We start from the raw sequence: 21,378 nt of genomic DNA, 5'->3' as shown, positions 1-21,378 counted from the left end.
ATTGCGCTCGGTGAACCACATGATCACCAGCGCGCCTTCGAACAGCAGGAACAGCGGCACCGCCAGCATCAGCTGCGACATGACGTCTGGCGGCGTGATCACTGCTGCCAGCACGGTGATCCCGACGATGACATAGCGCCGCGCGCCGCTCAGCTGCGCACGACTGACAATGCCAGCGCGGTTGAGCAGCAGCAGCAGCACCGGCAGCAGGAAACTGAACCCGAAGGCGAGGATGAACTGCATGACAAGGCCGAGATAGTCCTCGGAACTGGGCATCGCCTCGATCTTGATATCGCCCTGCATGCCCTGAAAGCCAAGGAACCAGCGGAACGCGGTGGGCATCACGACATAATAGGCGAGCGCGCCGCCGCCGATGAACAGCACCGGGGTCATCAGCAGGAACGGCAGAAAAGCGCGCTTTTCCTTGGCTTAGAGCCCCGGCGCGATGAAGGCCCAAAGCTGGTTGGCGATGATCGGGAAGCTGGCGAAGAAGCCGGCAAAGATGGCGACTTTCAGTTCGACAAAGAACTGGCCGTAAAGCTTGGTGAAGACCAGCCGCGATTGACCGGCATCGACCAATGGCTGGACAAGAAAGCCGAGAATGTCGCGCGCGAAATAGAGGCACAAGCCAAAGGCGATGAGCAGCGCAAAGATGCAGCGCATCAGCCGCGTGCGCAGCTCGACCAGGTGATCAAGCAGCGGTGCCTGCGAATCGTCGATCTCGCGAATCTTGAAGACCACCCCAGCCCCCTATCGCGGACCGGCGAGCGGAAGCTCGGGCGCAGTGTCGTCAGGCTTGGCCGTTTCCGGAAGGGGTGCGGAAAGCGGCAGCATGGTTGCATCCCCCTCTGCCGCAGCGGCCGCCGCCCGCGATTCCGCATCGGGGCCCGGATCGGGGTGGGCGGCAAGAATCGCGGCGTTCTGTTCGCGCCATTTCTTTTCCATGTCCTCCAGCTCCGCCTCGCGGATCATCGTTTCCACGCCCGAGCGGAAATGGCCGGAAATGCGGCGAACTTTCGCCATCCAGCGCCCGACGGTGCGCAGCGCCATCGGCAGGTCCTTGGGACCGATAACCACGATCGCCACGATGGCGATCAACAGCATCTCGTCGAAGCCGACGTCAAACATGGCTGGATGACCGGCTTATTCGCCGGTCTTGATCGTTTCGCTGGCCGCCGGTGCCGGAGCGGGTGCAGCTGCGCTTTCCGGAGCGGGAATCTGTGCGGGCGGCGGCGGGACAGGCTTGTTGTCCTCGTCGTTCATGCCCTGCTTGAAGCTTTTCAGCCCCTTGCCGAATTCACCCATGACATCGGCAACCCGGCCACGGCCGAACAGCACGAGGACGACGATCAGCACCACGATCCAGTGCCAGGCAGACCCGAAACCCATTTCAGAATACTCCGCAAAAGCGCCGTGCGTACACTACACGACCGCGCCCCTCGCCGGGGTATCTAGGCGCTTTCATCCTCGCTTGCCAGTCCGTCTGACCAATTTTCGTCCGCCAGGCGGGTTTCCTTTTCCTCGGCTGCTGCATCATCCTTTCGGGCCAGCGCCGCATCAAGCGCATCGTCGACCGGATCGAGCAAGCCGGCGGCCTTGAGCTCGTCAATCCCCGGCAAGTCCTTGCGCGAAGACAGCCCGAAATGCGCGAGAAATTCGGGCGTGGTGGCATAGATCACCGGCCGCCCCGGCACTTCACGCCGTCCGGCCACGCGCACCCAGCCCGCCTCGAGCAACACGTCGAGCGTGCCTTTGGCTGTCTGGACACCGCGAATCGATTCGATCTCGGCGCGGCTGACGGGTTCGTGATAAGCGATGATCGCCAGCGTCTCGGTAGCTGCGCGCGACAGGCGCCGCGTTTCTTCGCGCTCGCGGCGCAGCAGGTGGGCCAGATCGGCGGAAGTCTGGAAGTGCCAGCGCCCGGCGCGTTCAACCACGGCAATACCGCGCCCGGCATAATGCGCCGCCAGTTCGCGTAGCGCCGCCTTCACATCCGCCCCGCCGAGATGAGTCGAAATCGCCTCCGCCGTCATCGGCATTTCCGCCGCAAACAGGGTGGCTTCCACCGCGCGAACAAGGTCATCGGGCTTCTGGCTCATGCCGTCATGCGCCGCAGTCGCAGTGGCCCGAAGGTCTCCTCCTGCACCATCTCCGCCTTGCCCATCCGCGCCAGTTCGAGCGCGGCAACGAAGCTGGAAGCCAGCGCCGATTTCCGCAACTTGGCATCGGCATGCGGCGGCAGGAATTCGCGCAGTTCGATCCAGTCGAGCGTCACGCCGAGCATCGACGACACGCGGGAAAGCGCCGAATCGAGCGTCATCACCATGCGGTCGCGGACCATGTGGACCACCGGGGCGGTGCGCGCCTTTACCTGACCATAGGCCTGAACCAGATCGAACCAGTCACACTGCCAGCGGTTCTTGCGATCGACGCGCAGCCCCTCCGGCGCACCGCGCAGGAACACGTCACGCCCCAGCCGGTCGCGCCCCATCAGCCGCGCCGCCGCATCGCGCATCGCCGCTAGCCGCTGCAAACGCAATTGCAGGCGCATCGCCAGTTCCTCGGCGCTTGGCTCGTCCTGCTCCTCGCGCGGCAGCAGCAGCGATGACTTCAGGTAAGCCAGCCAGGCCGCCATCACGAGGTAATCTGCCGCCAGTTCCAGCCGCAGCTCCTCGGCCCGCTCGATATACAGCAGGTACTGATCGACAAGGCCAAGGATCGATATCTTCCGAAGGTCCACCTTCTGCCGCCGCGCCAGATCGAGCAGCAGATCGAGCGGCCCTTCCCAGCCGTCCAGCTCAAGATACAGCGCCTCGTCCGCGCCTGCCGCAGCAGCCGGACCGGCCCAATCCTCCTCCGCCGGTTGCGCCGTTACCGGCAGATCGAGGTCTTGCTGGCTCACGCCTCGCCCTCGCACAAGGCGAGCAAGGCATCGCGCTTGGCGAACAGGTCACCCTGCCCTGCCGTATCATCCGCCGGAACACGCGTCGGAGCCAGCGCCCGCTCCAGCCGCGCGGCACTGTCAGCGCGAATGTCCGGGCAGGCCCGCGCGATGCCCAGCATGTCATCCATCTTGGCCCAGCAATTGAGCGCAATATCGCAGCCCGCCGCGAGCGCGCGGGCGGCATTATCCGGCACCGGTCCGGCGAGCGCCTGCATGTCCATGTCGTCAGTCAGCAGCAGGCCGTCAAAACCGATGCGCCGGCGGATGATTTCACCCACCACGAACGGCGAGAGCGTGCCGGGGTTGTCCGCATCCCACGCGGTGTAGCGAACGTGCGCGGTCATCCCCATCGCCGCGCCAGCAAGCGCGCGGAACGGCGCAAGGTCGCGCTCCAGTTCTTCTTCGCTGGCGGTGACGGTGGGCAGTTCCTTGTGGCTGTCAGCACAGGCGCGGCCGTGGCCGGGGACGTGTTTGATCGTGCCGGCCACCCCGCCGCGCGCCAGCCCATCGAGAACGGCGCGTCCCAAAGCGGCCACGCGCATCGGCTCGAAACCATAGGAGCGGTCGCCGATCACGTCGTGCGCGCCTTCGCAGCGGACATCGAGCACGGGAGCGTGGGTGCAGGAGATGCCGACTTCGGCAAGATCAATCGCCAACGCCTCGGCATTGGCCCGCGCCGCCTCGATCGCGCTGGCCGGGCCAATGTCATAAAGCCGGTCGAACGCTGAGCCTGCCGGATAGGCCGGCCAGACCGGCGGCTTCATCCGCGCCACGCGGCCGCCTTCCTGATCGATGGTGATGAGCAGGCGGTTCCGCCCGTGCAGCGCCCGCAGGTCGTCAGTGAGCGCGCGGACCTGTTCACGGCTTTCGATGTTGCGCCCGAACAGGATGTAGCCCGCCGGATCGGCATCCGCGAAAAATGCGCGTTCTTCAGCGGTGAGGGTTAAACCGGACAGGCCGTAAATTGCAGGAACCATGGCCGGAAACTGGCCCCTGCGCGCTATCAATGCAAGCGCGCAGGGGTCAGGAAATGGGGAAAATCAGCGCTTCACCTGGCAGGTGATGCCCGCCGACTTCAGCCGGCCGCACAGGGCATCCGCCGCTGCGCCGTCACCGGCAACAGCCTGAAGGCGATAGACCTTGCCAATGTCGGCCGTTCCTTCAACCACGCGGTGGTTCACGCCCTTGAGCGCATCGCTGCGTCCGGCGAGAGTGGACCACGCCTGTTCGGCCTTTTCGCGGCTGCCATAGGCGCCAACCTGCACGCCGACACCCCCGGTAGCAGGCGCGGAGCCCGCCGCAGTTGCGGGAGCGCCGGCATCGATGCTCGGCTTGGGCGCTTCGCCGCCGCCGGCCAGCTTGGTCTGGCTGTCCTTGCCCTGAGCGACCGAATAGGAGGTATCGCCCTGCCCGGCGAAAGACTTGCCGCCCGGATTCTTCGGCGCTTCCTTGTAGGGTTCGGTCGGCGCGGCAATGGTGCTGCCATCGGCGACCAGCGCGGGATCGGGCGTGCGGTGGCTGAACCACCAGATCGCATAGACGATCGCGGCGAGCGCCAGCAGACCGGCGAGAACGAACCCGAAGACGCGGGCGCCATCGACGCCCTCCTCGTCATAATCGTCGTCAGCGGATTCGAGCCACGGCAAGCGATCGTCCTCGTCGAGGTCGAGCTCCTTCGGCTCTTCATTGTCATAGACCGCTTGCTCGACGAAGTCCTGACCATCTTCGACGGAGTCCTGCAGGCCTTCGACGCCGTTGTCTTCCGGATCCCGGCCGTTTTCTTCGATCATTGCGCCCTCCGCAGCCGCCCCCCGGGGCAGCAGTTACATCTCTTCGACGGCTTCCACACCAAGGATGGCGAGCCCGTTGCGGACAAGTTGCCCGATTTGTGCGGCAAGGAAAAGCCTTGCGCTTGTAACCGCTTGATCCTGTGCCACTATGAACCGCTTTTCAGGACGGTCATTGCCGACGTTGTAGAACGAATGGAACGCCCCGGCGAGGTCATAGAGATAGAAAGCGATGCGGTGTGGTTCGCGCGCCACGGCGGCGGCTTCGACCAGCCGCGGGAATTGCGCGGCGACCTTGAGCAGCTCCATTTCTTCAGCCCCGAGCAGGTCGAGGTGCTCGTCCGACGGCGCAATGCCCGCTTCCGCGCCCTTGCGCAGGTTGCTGCGGATACGCGCGTGGGCATATTGCACGTAGAACACCGGGTTGTCCTTCGATGCTTCGACCACCTTGTCGAAGTCGAAGTCCATCTGGGCGTCAGGCTTGCGGGTCAGCATGGTGAAGCGGACGACGTCCTTGCCCACCATCTCGACGACATCGGCAAGGGTAACGAAATTGCCCGACCGCTTTGACATCTTGAACGGCTGGCCGCCCTTCATCAGCTGGACCATCTGGACCAGCTTGACTTCGAATGGGGTCGGCGTGCCTTTTGCGCCGGTCATCGCGGCGACGGCGGCCTTGATCCGCTTTACCGTGCCGGCGTGGTCGGCGCCCCAGATATCGACGAGCGCGTCGGCGCTTTGTGCCTTCTGGAAGTGATAGGCGAGATCGGCGCCAAAATAGGTCCATTCGCCCGACGATTTCTTGATCGGCCGGTCCTGATCGTCGCCAAACTTCGTCGAGCGGAACAGCGGCAGTTCGACCGCTTCCCAGTCCTCGATCGTCTTGCCCTTGGGCGCTTCAAGCTGGCCATCATAGACAAGATCGTGCGCGCGCAGCCATGCTTCGGCCTCGTCGGGTTTGCCGGCCATATGGAGACCAAACTCGGACGTGAAAACGTCGTGACGGATGCCGAGAAGGGCAAGATCCGCCTTGATCATGTCCATCATTGACGCGACGGCGAATTCCTCAAAGAAATTGAGCCATTCGGCTTCGGGGGCATGGACAAACTTGTCACCATACCGATCCGCGAGCTTCTTTCCCACCGGCACAAGGTAATCGCCGGGGTAAAGCCCCTCCGGAATCGCGCCGACCTCCTCACCCAACGCCTCGCGGTAACGCACGTGCACCGAACGCGCGAGCACCTCCACCTGCGCGCCGGCATCGTTGACGTAGTATTCACGGATGACCTTGTGGCCCGACCATTCGAGCAGTGTGGCCAGCGCATCGCCGACCACCGCGCCGCGGCAGTGGCCCATGTGCATCGGGCCGGTCGGGTTCGCCGAGACGTATTCCACGTTGACCGTCGATCCGCCGCCAAGGTTGGAGCGGCCATAGTCTGCGCCCAGCGCCGCAATCGCGCGCAACTCATCGATCCACGCGCCATCGGCCAGCCGCAGGTTGATGAAGCCGGGGCCGGCAATCTCGGCGCTGGTAATGCCGGAAACCTTGACCAATTCGGCGACCAGTGCCTCGGCCAGGGCTCGCGGGTTTGTGCCGGCACCCTTGGCCAGCACCATCGCGGCGTTGGTGGCAAGATCGCCGTGCGACGTGTCGCGCGGCGGCTCGACCGTTACGTTGGCGCGCGGGCTTCCAGCGGGCAGCACGCCCGACGCTTCTAGCGCATCCAGCGCAGCGGAAAGATGGCCGGCATAGGCGGCGTAGAGCGTTTTGGTCATTGGCATGGGGGGCCGTTAGCCGGTTTGTCGGCAATTGGAAATCCTCCCCAGAACGGGGAGGGGGACCACCGAAGGTGGTGGAGGGGGCTATCGTCCGGGCGCAGCGTTCGGAGGAGAGCCCCCTCCGTCAGCCTGCGGCTGCCACCTCCCCGCGAGGGGGGAGGATTTGCATCACCGGGTGGCGTTATAGTTCAGCTGGGTCTGGTCAAGCTGGAAGCCGACCAGAACTTCGAACGTCGCACGGTTCACGGCGGCGCGGATTTCCGGGCGCGACAGCGGATCGGTCGCAGCATCAGAATCGCCGGCCTTGCGCTTGCGGGTGATTTCAGCGCGGATCTCTGCCGGCAGGGTTGCTTCCGCTTTGTCGACATAGGCCGAAGCCTGACCGCGTGCCTGGGCGCGTTCCTGTCCGTCAGCGAAGTTCAGAGTTACCGTGCCGACGCGCTTCGATACAACTGCCGAACGGCCGCGCAGGACGGTGACGAAATAGGGAATCTGCACGGTGCGAGCGCCGCGCACGTCGCTGCGGCGGCCAAGTACGTCGAAGGTCGAGGTCGAATAGACCTTGGCGCCGGCTTCATTGCACTGGGTGCGCAGGTTGGTCATCGCGGCGGTGACATCGATCGATCCAGCGTCGGTCGCGCCGGGGGTGCGGAACAGGGTGACATCGCCGGTGAAGTCGGGAATGCCGACCGCCGGGCAAGCCGTGCGGACCGCCGTGATGCCTACGCCTTCATCGACAACGATGTCACCGGTGCTGCGGCATCCGGCAAGTGCGGCAACAAGGGCAGTGGCGGCAATCAGGCGCGTGCGGGCAGTCATCGCAATCCGGTTCCTTTAAAATCGTTTTGCCGCCCTAGCGGCTGGCCGCACGAAGCGCTAGTGGGCACGAAATGAACGCCGCATTATCCGCGCCAAAGGGGTCAGCCCCTCTTCGCCTCATCATTGCCGCCCCGCGCGGCTTCTGCGCCGGCGTTGACCGGGCAATCGACATCGTCGAACTGGCGCTCAAGCGCTATGGCCCGCCGGTCTATGTCCGGCACGAGATTGTCCACAACCGCTTCGTTGTCGACAGCCTGAAGGCCAAGGGCGCGATCTTCGTTGAGGAACTGGACGAAGTGCCGGACGGCGTGCCGGTGATCTTCAGCGCGCACGGCGTGCCGAAATCGGTGCCGGTCGAGGCTACGGAGCGCGGCCTGCAATGGCTCGATGCCACTTGCCCGCTGGTCAGCAAGGTCCACCGCCAGGCCGAACGCCAGATCGAGGCCGGGCGGCACATCGTGTTCATCGGCCACCGCGGCCATCCCGAAGTGATCGGCACGCTGGGCCAGGTTCCCGAAGGCGAGATCACGCTGGTCGAAACCGTCGCCGATGTTGAATCGCTGACCTTTGCCGATGACGCCCCGCTGGCTTTCCTGACCCAGACGACACTGTCGGTCGATGATACCGCCGCCGTGGTCGAGGCTTTGCGCCAGCGCTATCCGCAGATTGCCGGGCCCAAGGCGGAGGACATCTGCTATGCCACGTCGAACCGGCAGGCAGCGGTCAAGCAGATCGCCCCCGATTGCGATCTGGTGCTGGTGATCGGCGCGCCCAACAGCTCAAACTCGGTGCGGCTGGTCGAGGTTTCCGAACGCTGCGGCACCCCTGCAAGGCTGCTGCAACGCGGGAGCGAGATCGATCCGGCGTGGCTGGACGGCGTGAACACGGTCGGCCTCACCGCCGGTGCCTCTGCACCCGAAGAACTGGTGCGCGAAGTGGTTGACCGGCTCGCCGCGATCCGCACGCTGGTTGAAGAAACGGTCGTCACTGCCGAGGAAAAGATGATCTTCAAGCTGCCCCGTCAGCTGACGGAAGGCTGAGGCCGTGGCGGTCTATACCAGCCTTGGCGCGGAACAGCTTGCCGCCCTCATCGCCACCTTCGATGTCGGCGCGCTGGTTTCGGCCAAAGGCATTGCCGAGGGCGTGTCCAATTCCAACTGGCTGATCGACACCACCGGCGCCGACGGCGCTGTCGGTTCTGGGGGCGCGCGCTTCATCCTGACGATGTATGAGCAGCGCACCGAGGTGGCGGACCTGCCGTTCTTCCTTGGCCTGCTCGATCACTTGTCGGCCAAGGACTGCCCGGTTCCGGCAACGATCCACGACCGGCAGGGACAGGCCTATCAGCTGATCGACGGCAAGGCGGTGGCGCTGATCGAATTCCTGCCCGGCGTTTCGGTGAGCAAGCCGACTGTGGGGCAGGCCGAAGCAGTTGGCGCAGCGCTGGCGCGGATTCACCTCGCTGCTGCCGACTTCGCCGATGCCCGTGAAAACAGCATGGGACCGGCGAGCTGGCAGGAATTGCTCGGGGCATGCGGAGAGGCTGGCCTCGCTTCGATCGACCCGGCACTGGCCGGGCTCGTCGCTGAGCATTTGCCCGCAACCGTCGACGCATGGCCGTCTGACCTGCCTAGCGGCGTGATCCATGCCGACCTGTTTCCCGACAACGTGCTGATGCTCGGCAACGAAGTCACCGGCCTAATCGACTTCTATTTCGCCTGCACCGGCAAGTTTGCCTACGACATTGCGGTGACCCACGCGGCATGGTGCTTCGACGCTTCGGGAGCGACATTCTTGCCCGAAATTTCCCGAGCGCTGCTGGCCGGCTACCGCTCGGTCCGCATGCTGTCAGCGGCGGAACAGGCGGCCCTCCCCCTGCTGGCACGCGGCGCGGCGCTGCGTTTCCTTGCCACGCGGGCCTATGACTGGCTGAACACGCCCGGCGATGCGCTGGTCACCCGCAAGGACCCGATGGCCTTCGCCCGCCGCCTGCAATTTTACGCCGATCCGGTGAACGCCGGCGTCTTCGCGTGAAACAGGTCGAGATTTTCACCGACGGCGCCTGCAAGGGCAATCCCGGCCCCGGCGGCTGGGGCGCGATCCTGCGCATGGGGCACCATGAAAAGGAACTGTCGGGCAGCGACAAGGCGACGACCAACAACCGCATGGAACTCGCCGCCGTGATCAATGCCCTCGGCGCGCTCAAGGAGCCGTGCCAGGTGCATCTCCACACTGACAGCCGCTATGTCATCGACGGCATCACCAAGTGGATTTACGGCTGGCAGAAGAACGGCTGGCGCAACGCGGCGAAGAAGCCCGTCGCCAATTCCGACCAGTGGATCGAACTGATCGAAGCCACCCGCCCGCACCGCATCGAATGGATCTGGGTCAAAGGCCACGATGGCCACCCGGAGAATGAACGGGCGGACAAGCTGGCCAGCGACGCTGCGGACGCGGCGAGGTGACCATAGACACAAAACCCCCCGCCTCTTGCGAGACGGGGGGCCTTGTTCAGCGACGACTGAGGGGGCTCAGAGGCCGCGAACACCGCTGTAGTCGATGTCGACAACGCGGCCGTATTCGACCTTGCACTTGAACGAACCACTGTCGTAGCCGCGCAGGTTGTCGTTCCAGCCGCGATAGTCATTGCCCCAGCCGCGGCCATACCGGTTGTCGCCATTGCGCCAATCACGACCGTTCGAATTCACCGCGATCCGGCCACGCACCGTATAGCCACGGCTGTTGGTATCGACATCGCGGATGTCGGTCACGTCTGCCCGGCCATAGGAGTAGCGGCCGGCGTCGCGTTCGGCAGTGCGGACACACAGCTCGATCGCCTGGCGCGGGTTGCCGTAACGGTTGTCATAGCCACGGTTGTCGTAACCACGATTGTCGTAACCGCGATTGTAGCGGGGGTCATAGCCAGCACGGCCATAGTTGTAATCATACCCACGGTCCCGGCTGGATGCCGAAGCAACGGCGGCGATCCCGCCAAGGATGACAGCGCCGGCAATTACGTCGCCTGCGCTGATGCCATCACGGTCGCGATGGTCACGCGCGGCGGCCGGAGCTGCTGCCGAAGCCACCATTGCGCCAGCCACGAAAGTGGCAACTGCGCCCTTGGCCAGTGCTTTTGAAATGGTCTTCATGTCTCGATCCTCGTCACGTGAACGGGGCGATTCCCGTCCGATGACGCTGAACTACCGAATCGCGGGTGATGCGAGGCTGAACCTGCCTGACAGGCAATATTCATAAAAACAGCCAAAAACATGAACGATGCTCGGCACCAAACGTTAACCCTTTGCGGTTACTGGAAAAGCCCATGCTCGCGTTGTACTTCCTTATGGCCCAGATTGCGCTGATCGGCGGGATCACCCTGCTTGAAAAGCGCCTCAATCCGGGGCCACTGGACTGGATACGCAACATCCAGGCCTGGCTGGTCAGCTTTTTCGCCGGAATGCTGTTCCTGGTTTTCGTGCCCGACTGGACCGGCGGCGCGCTGATCGATGCCAAGAAATTGCCGCTTTGGGCCGGCTTCCTGATCTTCCTCTTCGTGCGGGATGGCGTCGAATATGCCTTCCACTATGCCCAGCACCGTGTGCCGTTTCTCTGGCGGATGCATTCGCTGCACCATTCCGATCCGGAAATGTGTGCGCTGACAACCAACCGTCACTTCTGGGGCGACCAGTTCTTCAAGTCATTTACCATCTGGCCGCTGTCATTCATGATCATAGAGCCGACGCAGATGGTGCTGGTCAGCTACGCCGCAATCTCGCTGTACAACTACTTCATCCATGCCAACCTGAAGGTGAACTTCGGCCGCTTCTCGTGGGTGCTGAACAGCCCCGCCTATCACCGCCGCCACCATTCGAAATTGCCCGAACACTTCGATTCGAACTTCGCGGCGCTGTTCCCGGTGTTCGATGTGGTCTTCGGCACTTACCGCCGGCCCGACGGCTGGCCGCCGACCGGACAGGCCACCGCTCCGCGCTCCTTGCGCGAGCTGCTGTCATGGCCGCATTTCGAAGGCCGTGTCGACGAGGTTGAGGCCGAAGCGCCGGCCACCACTACCGCTACGGCCTAGTATCGACTTCCAGTCCGCTCCACGCGGACAGGAAGCCCAGAATATCGGCGCCTTCTTCGATGACCTTGTCGGTCGGCTTGCCCGAGCCGTGCCCGGCGCGCGTCTCTATGCGGATCAAGTGTGGCTTGCCGCCGGGGTTGGCGGCCTGCAATGCAGCGGCATATTTGAAAGAATGGGCCGGCACCACCCGGTCATCGGTATCGGCGGTGGTCACCAGCACCGGCGGATAGGCCACTCCGGCATTCAGGTTGTGGTACGGCGAATAGGCGCGCAGCACCCGCCAATCCGCTTCCTTTGACGGATAGCCGTAATCGTCGACCCAATAGCGTCCAGCAGTGAAACGATCGAAGCGCAGCATGTCCATCACGCCCACCTGCGGCACGGCGGCGGCGAACAGGTCCGGCCGCTGGTTGACCACGGCGCCGACCAGCAATCCGCCGTTCGATCCACCCTGAATGACAAGGCCGTTCTTCGGGGTCACGCCCCGCGTGATCAGATATTCACCCGCCGCGATGAAATCGTCGAACACGTTCTGCTTGTTCGCCAGCCGTCCGGCATCATGCCATGCCTTGCCGAATTCCCCGCCGCCGCGCAGGTTGGCGAGCGCAAAGGCGCCGCCCGCCTCGAGCCAGGCCATCCTGACCGCCGAGAACGAAGGCACTTGCGAGACATCGAAGCCGCCATAGCCGTAAAGCAGCGTCGGCACCGCCTTGCCCGCCTCGGCAATCACCCGCTTGCGGACGAGGAACATCGGCACCCGCGTGCCATCGCGTGAGGCATAGGTGCGCTGCTCCACTTCGTAGCTCGCCGGATCGAAAGAGACCTTGGGCACGGCGAAGGGCAGCGATTGCCCGGTGCGGCTGTCAAAGCGGAACACCGCCGGGGGCTGGTTGAAACTGGCAAACGAGTAGAACGTCTCGGGGTCGCCCGGCTTGCCCGAAAAACCGGATGCCGTGCCGATCGCGCTGAGCCGGATCGCCTGCACCGGCTTGCCATCCAGCGAGACCAGTTCCGCCCGTGTCGATGCGTCCTTGAGGTAGGACAGCAGCAGCCGGTCACCAACGATCTGCGCGCGGTTAAGCGTATCGGCGCGCTCGGGCACGACCTCGTGGAAGGTCCAGGGCGGTTCATTGTCGGACGGGCACGGCTCGCCATCGATAGGCCCGCAGCCGAGCGCCGGCGCGTGTGCGATCTTGCGGCCTCGCGGAATCCAGCGGTCAAGGTCGGCGCGCACCACCTTTCCCCGGCCCGCCCCGCGATTGGTGACGAACCACAGGCTGTCACCAACGCCTTCGATCAGCCGCCAATTGTGATCAAGGCCGTTCACCAACTCTAGCGCCGACCAGTCGCGCCGGGGCTCGATCTTCGGCAGCTGCCTTCCGGTAAGCAACGCAGTCCGCACATCCGCTACGGGAATGGGACTGGTTTTGCGCTGTCCGGCGAGCGGAATGGCGTGCAGTTCAAACTTGCTTTCGGTCCCTTGCGACGATGAGATCACTGCCCACCGATCGTCCCACGTTACCCGCGCGCGGTGACTGAGTTCAGGGTGATCGGGGGTCGCGTAAACGCGTTCGTCTGCTGATTGCGGAGTGCCGATCCGGTGGAAATAGACGGCATGACCCAGGTTTACCGCCTGAAATTCGGCCCCTTCGCGGGGCTCGGGAAACCGCGAATAGAGGAAGCCTTCCGAACCAATCCACGCAAGGCCGGAAAACTTCACCCAGCGCAGTTCATCGGCGAGGTCCTTGCCCGATTTGGTATCGCTAATCCGGATCGTGCGCCAGTCGGAGCCGCCGCCCTGCACCGCATAGGCCAGCAGCTTGCCATTGCGCGAAGGGACCCATTCATCAAGCGCGGCGGTGCCATCGCTTGCCCAGGTGTTGGGATCGATCAGCAGGCGCGGCTTGCCGTTCAGCCCCTTGCGCACGAACAATTGCGATTGCTTCTGCAGGCCCGAATTGCGCGTGTAGAAATAGCGTCCGCCGGCCTTCTGCGGCAGGCCGAAGCGTTCGTAATCCAGCAATTCGCGGATGCGCCGGGCGAACCAGTCACGCTGCGGCAGCTTGGCGAGGTAGGCGTCGGTCGCGGCGTTCTGTTGTTCCACCCACGCGGCCACGGCCTTGTCGGTGCGGACATCGTTTTCGAGCCAGCGATAGGGATCAGCAATCGCCTCGCCAAACTGGGTTTCGACGACATCGCCGCGAGGGGTGGCTGGATAGATCGGAGCAGATGGGCCGGCGGCATGGGCAGCGCCTTGCTGGCCGAACATCAGCAGGCCAAACACCATCCGGGCAGTGAACAAACGGCAGCGACCGAGGGCGGCCATCATCTTCCCTACATGCAAAAAAGCGGCTGTGAGTGACCTAACACCCGCAACCGCTTTTGCAATCTTGGCTGAAACCCCACCGGAGCGGGGTTCAAAAGATCAAGCTTCGTCGAAGTCTTCGTCAGCCATCACCGGGCCCGAATCCTGGCCCTTGGCAGTGACGTCGCGGTCAACCAGTTCGATCACGGCCATCGGGGCAGCGTCCGAAGCGCGGAAGCCAGCCTTGATCACGCGGGTATAGCCACCGGCGCGGTCTGCATAACGGGCTGCCAGAACTTCAAACAGCTTGCGCTCCTGCGTCTCGTCCAACAGCCGGGCATGAGCCAGACGACGGTTGGAAAGCCCGCCACGCTTGCCCAGCGTGATCAGCTTTTCAACATAGGGCGCGAGCTCGCGGGCCTTGGCAATTCCGGTGGTGATCTGCTCGTGCTTGATCAGAGCCGCCGCCATATTGCGCAGCATCGCAATACGATGTGACGAGGTGCGGTTAAGCTTGCGATGGCCTATCTTATGACGCATTTTTCTATTCCGTTCGTAAGGGGGCCGTATCAGGTACCCCGGTCCAGGCGACGCTTTGGGCCGCCGCCTCCACCCAACCTCCCGGAGAACCGGGAGGGAATCTTCTGGATCAGCCCAGCAGCTCTTGTTCGAGCTTCTTGGCCATTTCCTCGATGTTTTCCGGCGGCCAGCCAGGGATGTCCATGCCGAGGCGCAGACCCATCGAGCTCAGGACTTCCTTGATCTCGTTGAGCGACTTGCGGCCGAAGTTCGGCGTACGGAGCATCTCGGCCTCGGTCTTCTGGACCAGATCGCCGATGTAGATGATGTTGTCGTTCTTGAGGCAGTTTGCCGAACGGACCGACAGTTCCAGCTCGTCCACCTTCTTGAGGAGGTAGCGGTTGAGCTGGTTGGTATCGCCTTCGTCGCTGGGGGCCGAAGCCGCCATGCCAATCATCGGCGACTGGCCGATCGGGGCCACGTCTTCGAAGTGGACGAACAGCGCCAGCTGGTCCTGAAGGATGCGCGCGGCATAGGCCACGGCGTCTTCCGGGGTGATGGTGCCATCAGTATCGACCGTCAGGCTCAGCTTGTCGTAGTCAAGCTCCTGGCCGATACGGGCGTTGTCGACCTTGTAGCTGACCTGGCGAACCGGCGAGTAGAGCGAATCGACCGGGATAAGGCCGATGGGCGCATCGATCGGACGGTTCGACACGGCGGGAACATAGCCCTTGCCGGTGTCGGCGGTCAGTTCCATGTTCAGCGTGGCGCCTTCGTCGAGATGGCAGATCACGAGATCCTTGTTCATCACTTCGATGTCGCCCGTCACCGCGATGTCACCGGCGGTGACTTCGGCGGGGCCGGTTGCCGAAAGCTGGAGACGCTTCGGGCCTTCGCCCTGCATCCGCAGAGCGATCTGCTTCACGTTGAGCACGATGTCAGTCACGTCTTCGCGAACGCCGGCAAGCGACGAGAATTCGTGAAGAACGTTCTCGATCTTGATCGAGGTGATCGCGGCGCCCTGCAGCGAGGAGAGCAGCACGCGGCGCAGGGCATTGCCCAGCGTCAGGCCGAAACCACGCTCAAGCGGCTCGGCAACGAAAGTCGCTTTGCGCTTCGGGTCATTGCCCGGCTTGATTTCGAGGCTGTTGGGCTTCTTCAGTTCCTGCCAGTTCTTGATATTGACGGACATGGACTTCCCCTATGGGTTTGTTCTGGCGGGACGGCCGTTTCCCCAGATGGGTCCGCGGCCGATCCTGAAACGCGGCGACCGAAGCCGCCGCGCAAAAGCGGATCAGACGCGGCGACGCTTGGAAGGACGCACGCCGTTGTGCGGAATCGGCGTCACGTCACGGATCGAGGTGATGGTGAAGCCAACCGCCTGCAGGGCACGGAGCGCGCTTTCGCGGCCCGAGCCGGGGCCCTTGACCTCAACCTCAAGCGTGCGCACGCCGTGTTCGGCGGCCTTCTTACCGGCGTCGTCAGCGGCAACCTGCGCAGCATAAGGCGTCGACTTGCGGCTACCCTTGAAGCCCATCGCGCCGGCAGACGACCACGAGATCGCATTGCCCTGGGCATCGGTGATGGTGACCATGGTGTTATTGAAGCTGGCGTTCACATGCGCGATGCCGCTGGAGATGTTCTTCCGCTCGCGGCGCTTGATGCGCTGGGGTTCGCGTGCCATTTTTCGTTTCCTACTCGAATATCAAGGAAGGGAAGCCAGGTCCTTTTCAGGACCGGCTTACTTCTTCTTGCCGGCGATCGGCTTGGCCTTGCCCTTGCGGGTACGGGCGTTGGTGTGCGTGCGCTGGCCGCGGACCGGAAGGCCCTTGCGGTGACGCAGGCCGCGATAGCAAGCCAGATCCATGAGCCGCTTGATGTTCATCGACGTTTCACGGCGAAGGTCACCCTCGACGGTGTGTTCAGCGTCGATTGATTCACGGATGTGCAGGACTTCCTGATCGTTCAGATCGGCAACCCGGCGGCTGTGATCGATGCCCAGCTTGTCGACGATCTGCTTCGCCTTGAAGGGTCCGATTCCGTGAATGTAGGTGAGCGCGATGATAACGCGCTTGTTGGTGGGGATGTTTACCCCGGCAATACGAGCCACTTAATTCTCCATGCTCCACAGTGGGTTAGCCTGATCCGAAAGGATGCGGCGCCCACCATCTCAACGCTTCACCTCGGCATAAACGCGAAAAGCCGGGTCGGCGCGCACGCAGGCGGCTGCCTTCCGGACTAACCCGTTTTTGTCGAGTGAACGGCGCGCTTAGGCCGATTCGGCCCGCCTGTCAACGCCTTGCAAGTGCGAAGCCGGCCGGTCACCTGACGGTGCCGGGGCGCTGCTTGCCCTGCCCTCATACCGCTGCCGGAGGCCTTCGTCAAAACCCCAATCGCCAGTCTGCCCGGGCCTATTCGCCGGCTGGCTTCTTTGCCGCAGGTTTGGTCGCAGACTTGGGCGCAGACTTGGGCGCGGGCTTAACCGCCGCCTTGGGTTTGGCCACCGGCTTGAGCGAGGCATCGAAGTCCGCCGCGACATCGCTGCCGACCGAAACCGCTCCGGCATCTCCTTCCCCAGCAGGCGCCGGCTCATCCTTGTCCTGCACCTTGGCCGGAGGCGCAGCAGGTGTCTTGGCACCCAGCTTGGCACCGAGACGGCGGAACTGTTCCGTCAGCACCTTGTCGACTGCCGGGCCGATCTGCTCCGGCTTGTAGCGCATGTAACCGCCGACGACATATTCCCACAGGATCCGCGTGCCGCCGGGCACCGCCTTGAAGGTCATGGTCAGCGATCCATGCAGGGCTTCCGATTGCAGCGGCCCCAAGCCGCCGGTCATGCGCAGCACGCGGCCTGGCTCGGCATAGACAATGTGCATGTGCTCGACCGAACCATTCCGCTGATCTTCGGGGGCATCCTTGGGACGGGGCAGCTTCTCGCAAAAGCAGCCGGTCGCCTGGGCATCGAGGTAGAGGTTCCTGGCATCGCCAGAATAGGTGTGGGCGCCCGACCACCACTCACCGGGGGTCAGCAGCATCTTCCAGCTTTCCTGGGGGGTGGCGGTGACTTCCTCGGTCAGGCGGATGACGAAGCCGGCATCGCTGCTGGCCACCACTTCTGCGCTGGCCGGAAGCGCCATAATGGCCATCGGCAATGCAGCCAGCGTGGTGGGCAAAAGTCGCATCGAAAATCCTCCCTGTCGGGAGTCGATGCTAGCCAAATGCGCGGGGGCCGCAAGCCCCCGGCACGCGCGCTGTCAGAAGCCGAGTGCCTTTTCGATCGCCGCCGTGACATGCTCAAGCTCGGCCATGCCGTTAACCCGCGAGACTATACCGCGCGCGTCATAGATCGGCAGGATCGGCGCGGTCTTGGCGCGGTACTCGCCCATGCGGGTACGCACGGTTTCTTCGTTATCGTCCGGGCGGCGCTTGAACTCAGTCGAGCCGCACTTGTCGCAAGTGCCGGGAATGCGCGGCTGCTCGAACTTGTCGTGGTAGCCCTTGCCGCACGAAGCACAGGTGAAGCGCCCGGTTATGCGTTCGACCAGAGCGTCCTCATTCACGTCGAGCTCGATTACGTGATCGAGCGTGCGGCCGCGCTGCGACAGGATCCCGTCGAGCGCCTCAGCCTGAGCGGCCGTGCGCGGATAGCCATCGAAGATCGCGCCTGCATCCGCGCCCATCGAGTCAAGCTCTTCGCCGATAAGCGCCGAGACAATGGCGTCCGAGACCAGCTCGCCGCGCTCCATCACGGCTTTCGCCTGGAGCCCGACAGGCGTGCCCGCCTTCACGGCGGCACGCAGCATGTCGCCGGTCGACAGCTGGCGCATGCCATGCCGTTCGACGAGCCGCTGGGACTGGGTACCCTTGCCCGCTCCCGGCGGTCCAAGCAGGATGATGTTCACGCGTTCATTCCCCCGATGGCGCGCGCCTTGTCAGCGCATGCGTCCCTTGAGTTTCGCCTTCTTGATCAGGTCACCATACTGATGTGCCAGCAGGTGCGACTGGATCTGAGTGATGGTATCCACAGTCACGTTGACCACGATGAGCAGCGACGTTCCGCCAAAGAATGAGGCCCGGATCCCGGTCTGGGCGATGATCCATTCCGGAAACAGGCAGACGATCGTCAGATAGGCCGCGCCGAGCACGGTGATACGGGTCAGCACGTAGTCGAGATAGGTCGCGGTGTTCTTGCCGGGACGGATGCCGGGGATGAAGCCGCCGTTGCGCTTCAGGTTCTCCGACGTCTCTTCGGGATTGAACACGACGGCAGTATAGAAGAAGCTGAAGAAGATGATCCCGGCGGCATAGAGTGCCATGTAAGCAGGCTTGCCGTGGCCGAGGTAGTTGTTCACCGCAACGAGGATCGAGCCCATCGTCGATTCGGTCGACAGCGCATTGCCGGCAAACTGCGTGATCGTCAGCGGCAGAAGCAGCAGCGAGCTCGCGAAGATCGGCGGAATGACGCCCGAGGTGTTGAGCTTGAGCGGCAAGTGGCTGCGGTCCGCCTGCATCATGCCGCGCTGGGTGGCGCGTTTTGGATACTGGATCAGCAGCCGCCGGGTGGCACGCTCCATGAAGCAGATGAACAGCACCATGGCGACGAGGATGATCAGCATCAGCGCAATTGTTGTGCCGCTGATCGAGCCGGTGCGGCCGCCTTCGAACAGGTTGGCAGCGAAAGTCGGCATGCCGGCGACAATGCCGGCCATGATGATCAGCGACGTGCCGTTACCGATCCCGCGCGAGGTGATCTGCTCACCCAGCCACAGCAGGAACATGGTACCACCGACCAGCGAAATCAGGCCGGCGATGTAGAACAGCGGACCCGGATCGACTGCGAAGCCCTGTCCTGCAGCGTTCTTGAGCGCCGCATAGCCCTGCACCAGCGCCAATGCGACGGCGCCATAACGGCTGTACTGGTTGAGCTTGCGACGACCGCTTTCGCCTTCCTTCTTGAGGGCGGCAAGCGAAGGATGCAGCGATGCGGCGAGCTGAACGACGATCGAGGCGGTGATGTAAGGCATCACGCCGAGCGAGATCAGCGAATAGCGTTCCAGCGCCCCGCCCGAGAACATGTTGAAGAAATCCAGGATGCCGCCAGAATTGCGGTCCATGAAGTTCTGCAGCTTGATCGGGTCAATGCCGGGAAGCGGCACGAAGCTGAGGAAGCGGAAAACGACAAGCGCCGCCAGCGTGAACCAGATGCGGTTCTTCAGCTCGGTGGCCTTGGAAAAATTGGCGAGGTTCAGAGTGCTCGCAACGTTATCGGCGCGTGATGCCATCGGGGAATAGTGCCTTGCTGTGGATCCGCAGCGGATCGCCATTCAGGCCCATATAGGCACGAAAGCGAGATGTCGAACCCCCGCGATCAACCATCCCCGCAGCATCAGCCGCGGGGATGGTCAGACGTTACTTTGCAGCCTTGTTGGCTTCGCGGCGAGCGGTCTTCTTCTCGTGCTCGGTCGGGCCGGCTTCGGGAATGTTGACCGTGCCGCCAGCCTTTTCGACGGCAGCCTTGGCGCCGGCCGAAACGCCGTCAACAGCGAAGGTCACCTTGGCGGTGAATTCACCCTTGCCGAGCAGACGGACGCCATCCTTGCCGCCACGGGCAAAACCGGCAGCCTTGAGCGCTGCGTGATCGATGACGGCCTTGGCGTCCAGCTTGCCGGAATCGATCGCCTTCTGGATCAGGCCGAGGTTCACTTCGGCATAGTCCTTGGCGAACTGCTTGTTGCTGAAGCCGCGCTTCGGGATGCGCATGTGAAGCGGCATCTGGCCACCTTCGAAGCCGTTGATGCTGACGCCCGAACGTGCCTTGGCACCCTTCTGGCCGCGGCCGGCAGTCTTGCCCTTGCCCGAACCGATACCACGGCCGACGCGCATGCGGCCCTTGCGGGCACCTTCGTTGTCACGGATTTCATTGAGTTTCATGAGTTGCACTCGCTTTCGCTTTTGTCGCGCTGTTCTCTCATTTGAGACCCCGCACAGGCGAGGACCTCGGGAGGCCGAGAGATTACCTCCAACAGGAATGAGCGCGCCCACCTAGGCGGGCGCGCTCAATTGGTCAATCGACCACCCTCACCATGTGGGGAAGCTTGGCAATCGCGCCGCGGACTTCAGGCGTATCCTGACGTTCAACGATGCGGTGCATCTTGCCCAGACCCAGGCCGATCAGAATCTTCTTCTGGCTCTCCGGGCGGCGGATCGGCGAACCGATCTGCTTGATCTTGATAGTCGCCATCTGTCTTACTCCACGATAGCGGCAGCGTCGGCTTCCGCCTCTGCTACGCTGGCGCCGCCACGACCCAGCAGGTCAGCGACCTTCTTGCCACGGCGCTGGGCAACCGACTTCGGCGAAGTCTGGTTGACGAGTGCGTCGAAGGTGGCGCGGATCATGTTGTACGGGTTCGAAGTGCCGACCGACTTGGTCACCACGTCGGCCACGCCCAGGCTTTCGAACACGGCACGCATCGGGCCACCGGCGATGATGCCGGTACCGGCCGGAGCCGAACGCACGTTGACCTTGCCGGCGCCGAAACGGCCCTTGCCGTCATGGTGCAGGGTGCGGCCTTCCTTGAGCGGAACGCGAACCATCTTCTTCTTGGCAGCTGCGGTAGCCTTGGTGATGGCTTCCGGCACTTCGCGTGCCTTGCCATGACCGAAGCCGACGCGGCCCTTGCCGTCGCCCACGACGACCAGCGCTGCAAAGCCGAAGCGCTTGCCGCCCTTGACCGTCTTCGAGACGCGGTTGATGTGAACCAGCTTCTCGATCAGCTCTTCGCCGCCGTCATCGTCGCCGCCACGGCCGCGATTGCGGTCATCACGACCACGACCACCGCCACCGCCGCGTCCGCCGCGGTCATTGCCGCCACGATCGTTGCCACCGCGACCACGGCCACGGCCGCCGCCACCGGGGCCACCAGGACCACGAGCTTCGCCGCCGGTTTCAGCGCCTTGGGGATTTGCCGCGGCGATCGGAGCGTCGATCACGGCTGCGTTGTTGGTTTCGTCTGCCATCATCAGAACTCCAGCCCGCCTTCGCGAGCGGCATCAGCCAGCGCCTTGACGCGGCCATGGAAAAGGAAGCCGCCGCGATCGAACACGACAGAAGTGACGCCGGCCTGCTTGGCAGCCGCGGCGA

General features: G+C 63.7%; 25 protein-coding genes and 1 pseudogene. 4 read left to right on the top strand and 22 right to left on the bottom strand.

The window, feature by feature from the left end:
• The 9 genes and pseudogenes from tatC to RMO89_RS04640 all read right to left on the bottom strand — a co-directional run.
• Positions 1-741, bottom strand: a pseudogene (gene tatC / locus RMO89_RS04680) (twin-arginine translocase subunit TatC); the annotation flags it as partial.
• A 9-nt stretch (positions 742-750) separates the two neighbouring features.
• Positions 751-1,128: a Sec-independent protein translocase protein TatB gene (gene tatB, locus RMO89_RS04675; RefSeq protein WP_310531520.1), complete on the bottom strand. Its 378-nt coding sequence runs from the start codon at positions 1,126-1,128 to the stop codon at positions 751-753.
• A 15-nt stretch (positions 1,129-1,143) separates the two neighbouring features.
• Positions 1,144-1,389, bottom strand: coding sequence for a twin-arginine translocase TatA/TatE family subunit (locus RMO89_RS04670; RefSeq protein WP_310531519.1), 246 nt, complete (start codon positions 1,387-1,389; stop codon positions 1,144-1,146).
• Positions 1,390-1,451: 62 nt separating this feature from the next.
• Complete coding sequence (gene scpB / locus RMO89_RS04665) at positions 1,452-2,099, bottom strand: SMC-Scp complex subunit ScpB (RefSeq protein ID WP_310531518.1); 648 nt, start codon at positions 2,097-2,099, stop codon at positions 1,452-1,454.
• Positions 2,096-2,902: a ScpA family protein gene (locus tag RMO89_RS04660; protein ID WP_310531517.1), complete on the bottom strand. Its 807-nt coding sequence runs from the start codon at positions 2,900-2,902 to the stop codon at positions 2,096-2,098. Before RMO89_RS04660 ends, scpB begins: the two co-directional genes overlap by 4 nt.
• Positions 2,899-3,921, bottom strand: a complete 1,023-nt coding sequence (nagZ, locus tag RMO89_RS04655) for a beta-N-acetylhexosaminidase (RefSeq protein WP_310531516.1) — start codon at positions 3,919-3,921, stop codon at positions 2,899-2,901. The genes RMO89_RS04660 and nagZ overlap by 4 nt, the downstream gene beginning before the upstream one ends.
• Positions 3,922-3,984: 63 nt before the next feature.
• The gene (locus RMO89_RS04650) at positions 3,985-4,734 is read right to left on the bottom strand and encodes an SPOR domain-containing protein (RefSeq protein ID WP_310531515.1); all 750 of its coding nucleotides are present in this window, start codon (positions 4,732-4,734) and stop codon (positions 3,985-3,987) included.
• Between the two features lie 33 nt (positions 4,735-4,767).
• Positions 4,768-6,513, bottom strand: a complete 1,746-nt coding sequence (gene argS, locus RMO89_RS04645; RefSeq protein WP_310531513.1) for an arginine--tRNA ligase — start codon at positions 6,511-6,513, stop codon at positions 4,768-4,770.
• A gap of 165 nt (positions 6,514-6,678) precedes the next feature.
• On the bottom strand, positions 6,679-7,329 hold the full coding sequence (locus RMO89_RS04640; protein WP_310531511.1) for a hypothetical protein: 651 nt from the start codon (positions 7,327-7,329) through the stop codon (positions 6,679-6,681).
• A 71-nt stretch (positions 7,330-7,400) separates the two neighbouring features.
• On the opposite strand from RMO89_RS04640, the gene ispH reads away from it, so the two are divergent.
• From ispH to rnhA, 3 genes are read left to right on the top strand one after another with little or no spacing between them, the layout of a single operon-like run.
• Entirely contained in the window at positions 7,401-8,369 is a 969-nt protein-coding gene (ispH, locus tag RMO89_RS04635; RefSeq protein ID WP_310531509.1) for a 4-hydroxy-3-methylbut-2-enyl diphosphate reductase, read from the top strand.
• A gap of 4 nt (positions 8,370-8,373) precedes the next feature.
• Positions 8,374-9,363 (top strand): homoserine kinase, encoded by a 990-nt coding sequence (gene thrB, locus RMO89_RS04630; protein ID WP_310531508.1) that lies wholly within the window; start codon positions 8,374-8,376, stop codon positions 9,361-9,363.
• Positions 9,360-9,794, top strand: coding sequence for a ribonuclease HI (rnhA, locus tag RMO89_RS04625; protein WP_310531506.1), 435 nt, complete (start codon positions 9,360-9,362; stop codon positions 9,792-9,794). Before thrB ends, rnhA begins: the two co-directional genes overlap by 4 nt.
• Positions 9,795-9,860: 66 nt before the next feature.
• Here rnhA and RMO89_RS04620 read toward each other — a convergent pair whose 3' ends face one another.
• The gene (locus RMO89_RS04620) at positions 9,861-10,478 is read right to left on the bottom strand and encodes a hypothetical protein (protein ID WP_310531504.1); all 618 of its coding nucleotides are present in this window, start codon (positions 10,476-10,478) and stop codon (positions 9,861-9,863) included.
• 173 nt (positions 10,479-10,651) lie between these two features.
• Here RMO89_RS04620 and RMO89_RS04615 point away from each other — a divergent pair, with 173 nt between their 5' ends.
• Entirely contained in the window at positions 10,652-11,413 is a 762-nt protein-coding gene (locus RMO89_RS04615) for a sterol desaturase family protein (protein WP_310531503.1), read from the top strand.
• On the opposite strand, the gene RMO89_RS04610 is transcribed toward RMO89_RS04615, so the two are convergent.
• The 12 genes from RMO89_RS04610 to RMO89_RS04555 form a co-directional block, all read right to left on the bottom strand.
• Positions 11,403-13,739, bottom strand: a complete 2,337-nt coding sequence (locus RMO89_RS04610; protein WP_409035513.1) for a prolyl oligopeptidase family serine peptidase — start codon at positions 13,737-13,739, stop codon at positions 11,403-11,405. The genes RMO89_RS04615 and RMO89_RS04610 overlap by 11 nt on opposite strands.
• 99 nt (positions 13,740-13,838) lie before the next feature.
• Positions 13,839-14,258: a 50S ribosomal protein L17 gene (gene rplQ, locus RMO89_RS04605; RefSeq protein WP_310531502.1), complete on the bottom strand. Its 420-nt coding sequence runs from the start codon at positions 14,256-14,258 to the stop codon at positions 13,839-13,841.
• 109 nt (positions 14,259-14,367) lie between these two features.
• Positions 14,368-15,429 carry a DNA-directed RNA polymerase subunit alpha gene (locus RMO89_RS04600; protein ID WP_310531501.1) on the bottom strand — a complete coding sequence of 354 codons (1,062 nt, stop codon included), beginning with the start codon at positions 15,427-15,429 and terminating at the stop codon, positions 14,368-14,370.
• A 102-nt stretch (positions 15,430-15,531) separates the two neighbouring features.
• Complete coding sequence (gene rpsK, locus RMO89_RS04595) at positions 15,532-15,921, bottom strand: 30S ribosomal protein S11 (RefSeq protein WP_310531499.1); 390 nt, start codon at positions 15,919-15,921, stop codon at positions 15,532-15,534.
• A 57-nt stretch (positions 15,922-15,978) separates the two neighbouring features.
• Positions 15,979-16,347 (bottom strand): 30S ribosomal protein S13, encoded by a 369-nt coding sequence (gene rpsM, locus RMO89_RS04590; RefSeq protein ID WP_310531497.1) that lies wholly within the window; start codon positions 16,345-16,347, stop codon positions 15,979-15,981.
• Positions 16,348-16,648: 301 nt separating this feature from the next.
• Positions 16,649-17,419, bottom strand: a complete 771-nt coding sequence (locus RMO89_RS04585; RefSeq protein WP_310531496.1) for an SRPBCC family protein — start codon at positions 17,417-17,419, stop codon at positions 16,649-16,651.
• A gap of 72 nt (positions 17,420-17,491) precedes the next feature.
• Positions 17,492-18,139: an adenylate kinase gene (locus tag RMO89_RS04580; RefSeq protein ID WP_310531495.1), complete on the bottom strand. Its 648-nt coding sequence runs from the start codon at positions 18,137-18,139 to the stop codon at positions 17,492-17,494.
• Positions 18,140-18,169: 30 nt separating this feature from the next.
• Positions 18,170-19,519 carry a preprotein translocase subunit SecY gene (gene secY / locus RMO89_RS04575; protein ID WP_310531494.1) on the bottom strand — a complete coding sequence of 450 codons (1,350 nt, stop codon included), beginning with the start codon at positions 19,517-19,519 and terminating at the stop codon, positions 18,170-18,172.
• Between the two features lie 127 nt (positions 19,520-19,646).
• Complete coding sequence (rplO, locus tag RMO89_RS04570; RefSeq protein WP_310531492.1) at positions 19,647-20,168, bottom strand: 50S ribosomal protein L15; 522 nt, start codon at positions 20,166-20,168, stop codon at positions 19,647-19,649.
• Between the two features lie 133 nt (positions 20,169-20,301).
• On the bottom strand, positions 20,302-20,478 hold the full coding sequence (rpmD, locus tag RMO89_RS04565) for a 50S ribosomal protein L30 (protein WP_310531491.1): 177 nt from the start codon (positions 20,476-20,478) through the stop codon (positions 20,302-20,304).
• Between the two features lie 5 nt (positions 20,479-20,483).
• Positions 20,484-21,254 carry a 30S ribosomal protein S5 gene (rpsE, locus tag RMO89_RS04560; protein WP_310531490.1) on the bottom strand — a complete coding sequence of 257 codons (771 nt, stop codon included), beginning with the start codon at positions 21,252-21,254 and terminating at the stop codon, positions 20,484-20,486.
• A 2-nt stretch (positions 21,255-21,256) separates the two neighbouring features.
• Positions 21,257-21,378, bottom strand: a 122-nt coding sequence (locus RMO89_RS04555) for a 50S ribosomal protein L18 (protein ID WP_310531521.1), incomplete at its 5' end; no start/stop codon positions are given.

It is taken from the genome of Novosphingobium sp. (assembly GCF_031424035.1).
Taxonomy (GTDB): Bacteria; Pseudomonadota; Alphaproteobacteria; order Sphingomonadales; family Sphingomonadaceae; genus Novosphingobium.
This window is presented reverse-complemented; position numbering and strand designations above follow the sequence as displayed.

Excerpts from the sequence above, each read along its gene's own strand:
- tatB (WP_310531520.1), bottom strand. The coding sequence starts at position 1,128 with ATGTTTGACGTCGGCTTCGACGAGATGCTGTTGATCGCCATCGTGGCG.
- RMO89_RS04670 (WP_310531519.1), bottom strand. The coding sequence starts at position 1,389 with ATGGGTTTCGGGTCTGCCTGGCACTGGATCGTGGTGCTGATCGTCGTC.
- scpB (WP_310531518.1), bottom strand. The coding sequence starts at position 2,099 with ATGAGCCAGAAGCCCGATGACCTTGTTCGCGCGGTGGAAGCCACCCTG.
- nagZ (WP_310531516.1), bottom strand. The coding sequence starts at position 3,921 with ATGGTTCCTGCAATTTACGGCCTGTCCGGTTTAACCCTCACCGCTGAA.
- RMO89_RS04650 (WP_310531515.1), bottom strand. The coding sequence starts at position 4,734 with ATGATCGAAGAAAACGGCCGGGATCCGGAAGACAACGGCGTCGAAGGC.
- argS (WP_310531513.1), bottom strand. The coding sequence starts at position 6,513 with ATGCCAATGACCAAAACGCTCTACGCCGCCTATGCCGGCCATCTTTCC.
- RMO89_RS04640 (WP_310531511.1), bottom strand. The coding sequence starts at position 7,329 with ATGACTGCCCGCACGCGCCTGATTGCCGCCACTGCCCTTGTTGCCGCA.
- ispH (WP_310531509.1), top strand. The coding sequence starts at position 7,401 with ATGAACGCCGCATTATCCGCGCCAAAGGGGTCAGCCCCTCTTCGCCTC.
- RMO89_RS04620 (WP_310531504.1), bottom strand. The coding sequence starts at position 10,478 with ATGAAGACCATTTCAAAAGCACTGGCCAAGGGCGCAGTTGCCACTTTC.
- RMO89_RS04615 (WP_310531503.1), top strand. The coding sequence starts at position 10,652 with ATGCTCGCGTTGTACTTCCTTATGGCCCAGATTGCGCTGATCGGCGGG.
- RMO89_RS04610 (WP_409035513.1), bottom strand. The coding sequence starts at position 13,739 with ATGGCCGCCCTCGGTCGCTGCCGTTTGTTCACTGCCCGGATGGTGTTT.
- rplQ (WP_310531502.1), bottom strand. The coding sequence starts at position 14,258 with ATGCGTCATAAGATAGGCCATCGCAAGCTTAACCGCACCTCGTCACAT.
- RMO89_RS04600 (WP_310531501.1), bottom strand. The coding sequence starts at position 15,429 with ATGTCCGTCAATATCAAGAACTGGCAGGAACTGAAGAAGCCCAACAGC.
- rpsK (WP_310531499.1), bottom strand. The coding sequence starts at position 15,921 with ATGGCACGCGAACCCCAGCGCATCAAGCGCCGCGAGCGGAAGAACATC.
- RMO89_RS04585 (WP_310531496.1), bottom strand. The coding sequence starts at position 17,419 with ATGCGACTTTTGCCCACCACGCTGGCTGCATTGCCGATGGCCATTATG.
- secY (WP_310531494.1), bottom strand. The coding sequence starts at position 19,519 with ATGGCATCACGCGCCGATAACGTTGCGAGCACTCTGAACCTCGCCAAT.
- rplO (WP_310531492.1), bottom strand. The coding sequence starts at position 20,168 with ATGAAACTCAATGAAATCCGTGACAACGAAGGTGCCCGCAAGGGCCGC.
- rpmD (WP_310531491.1), bottom strand. The coding sequence starts at position 20,478 with ATGGCGACTATCAAGATCAAGCAGATCGGTTCGCCGATCCGCCGCCCG.
- rpsE (WP_310531490.1), bottom strand. The coding sequence starts at position 21,254 with ATGGCAGACGAAACCAACAACGCAGCCGTGATCGACGCTCCGATCGCC.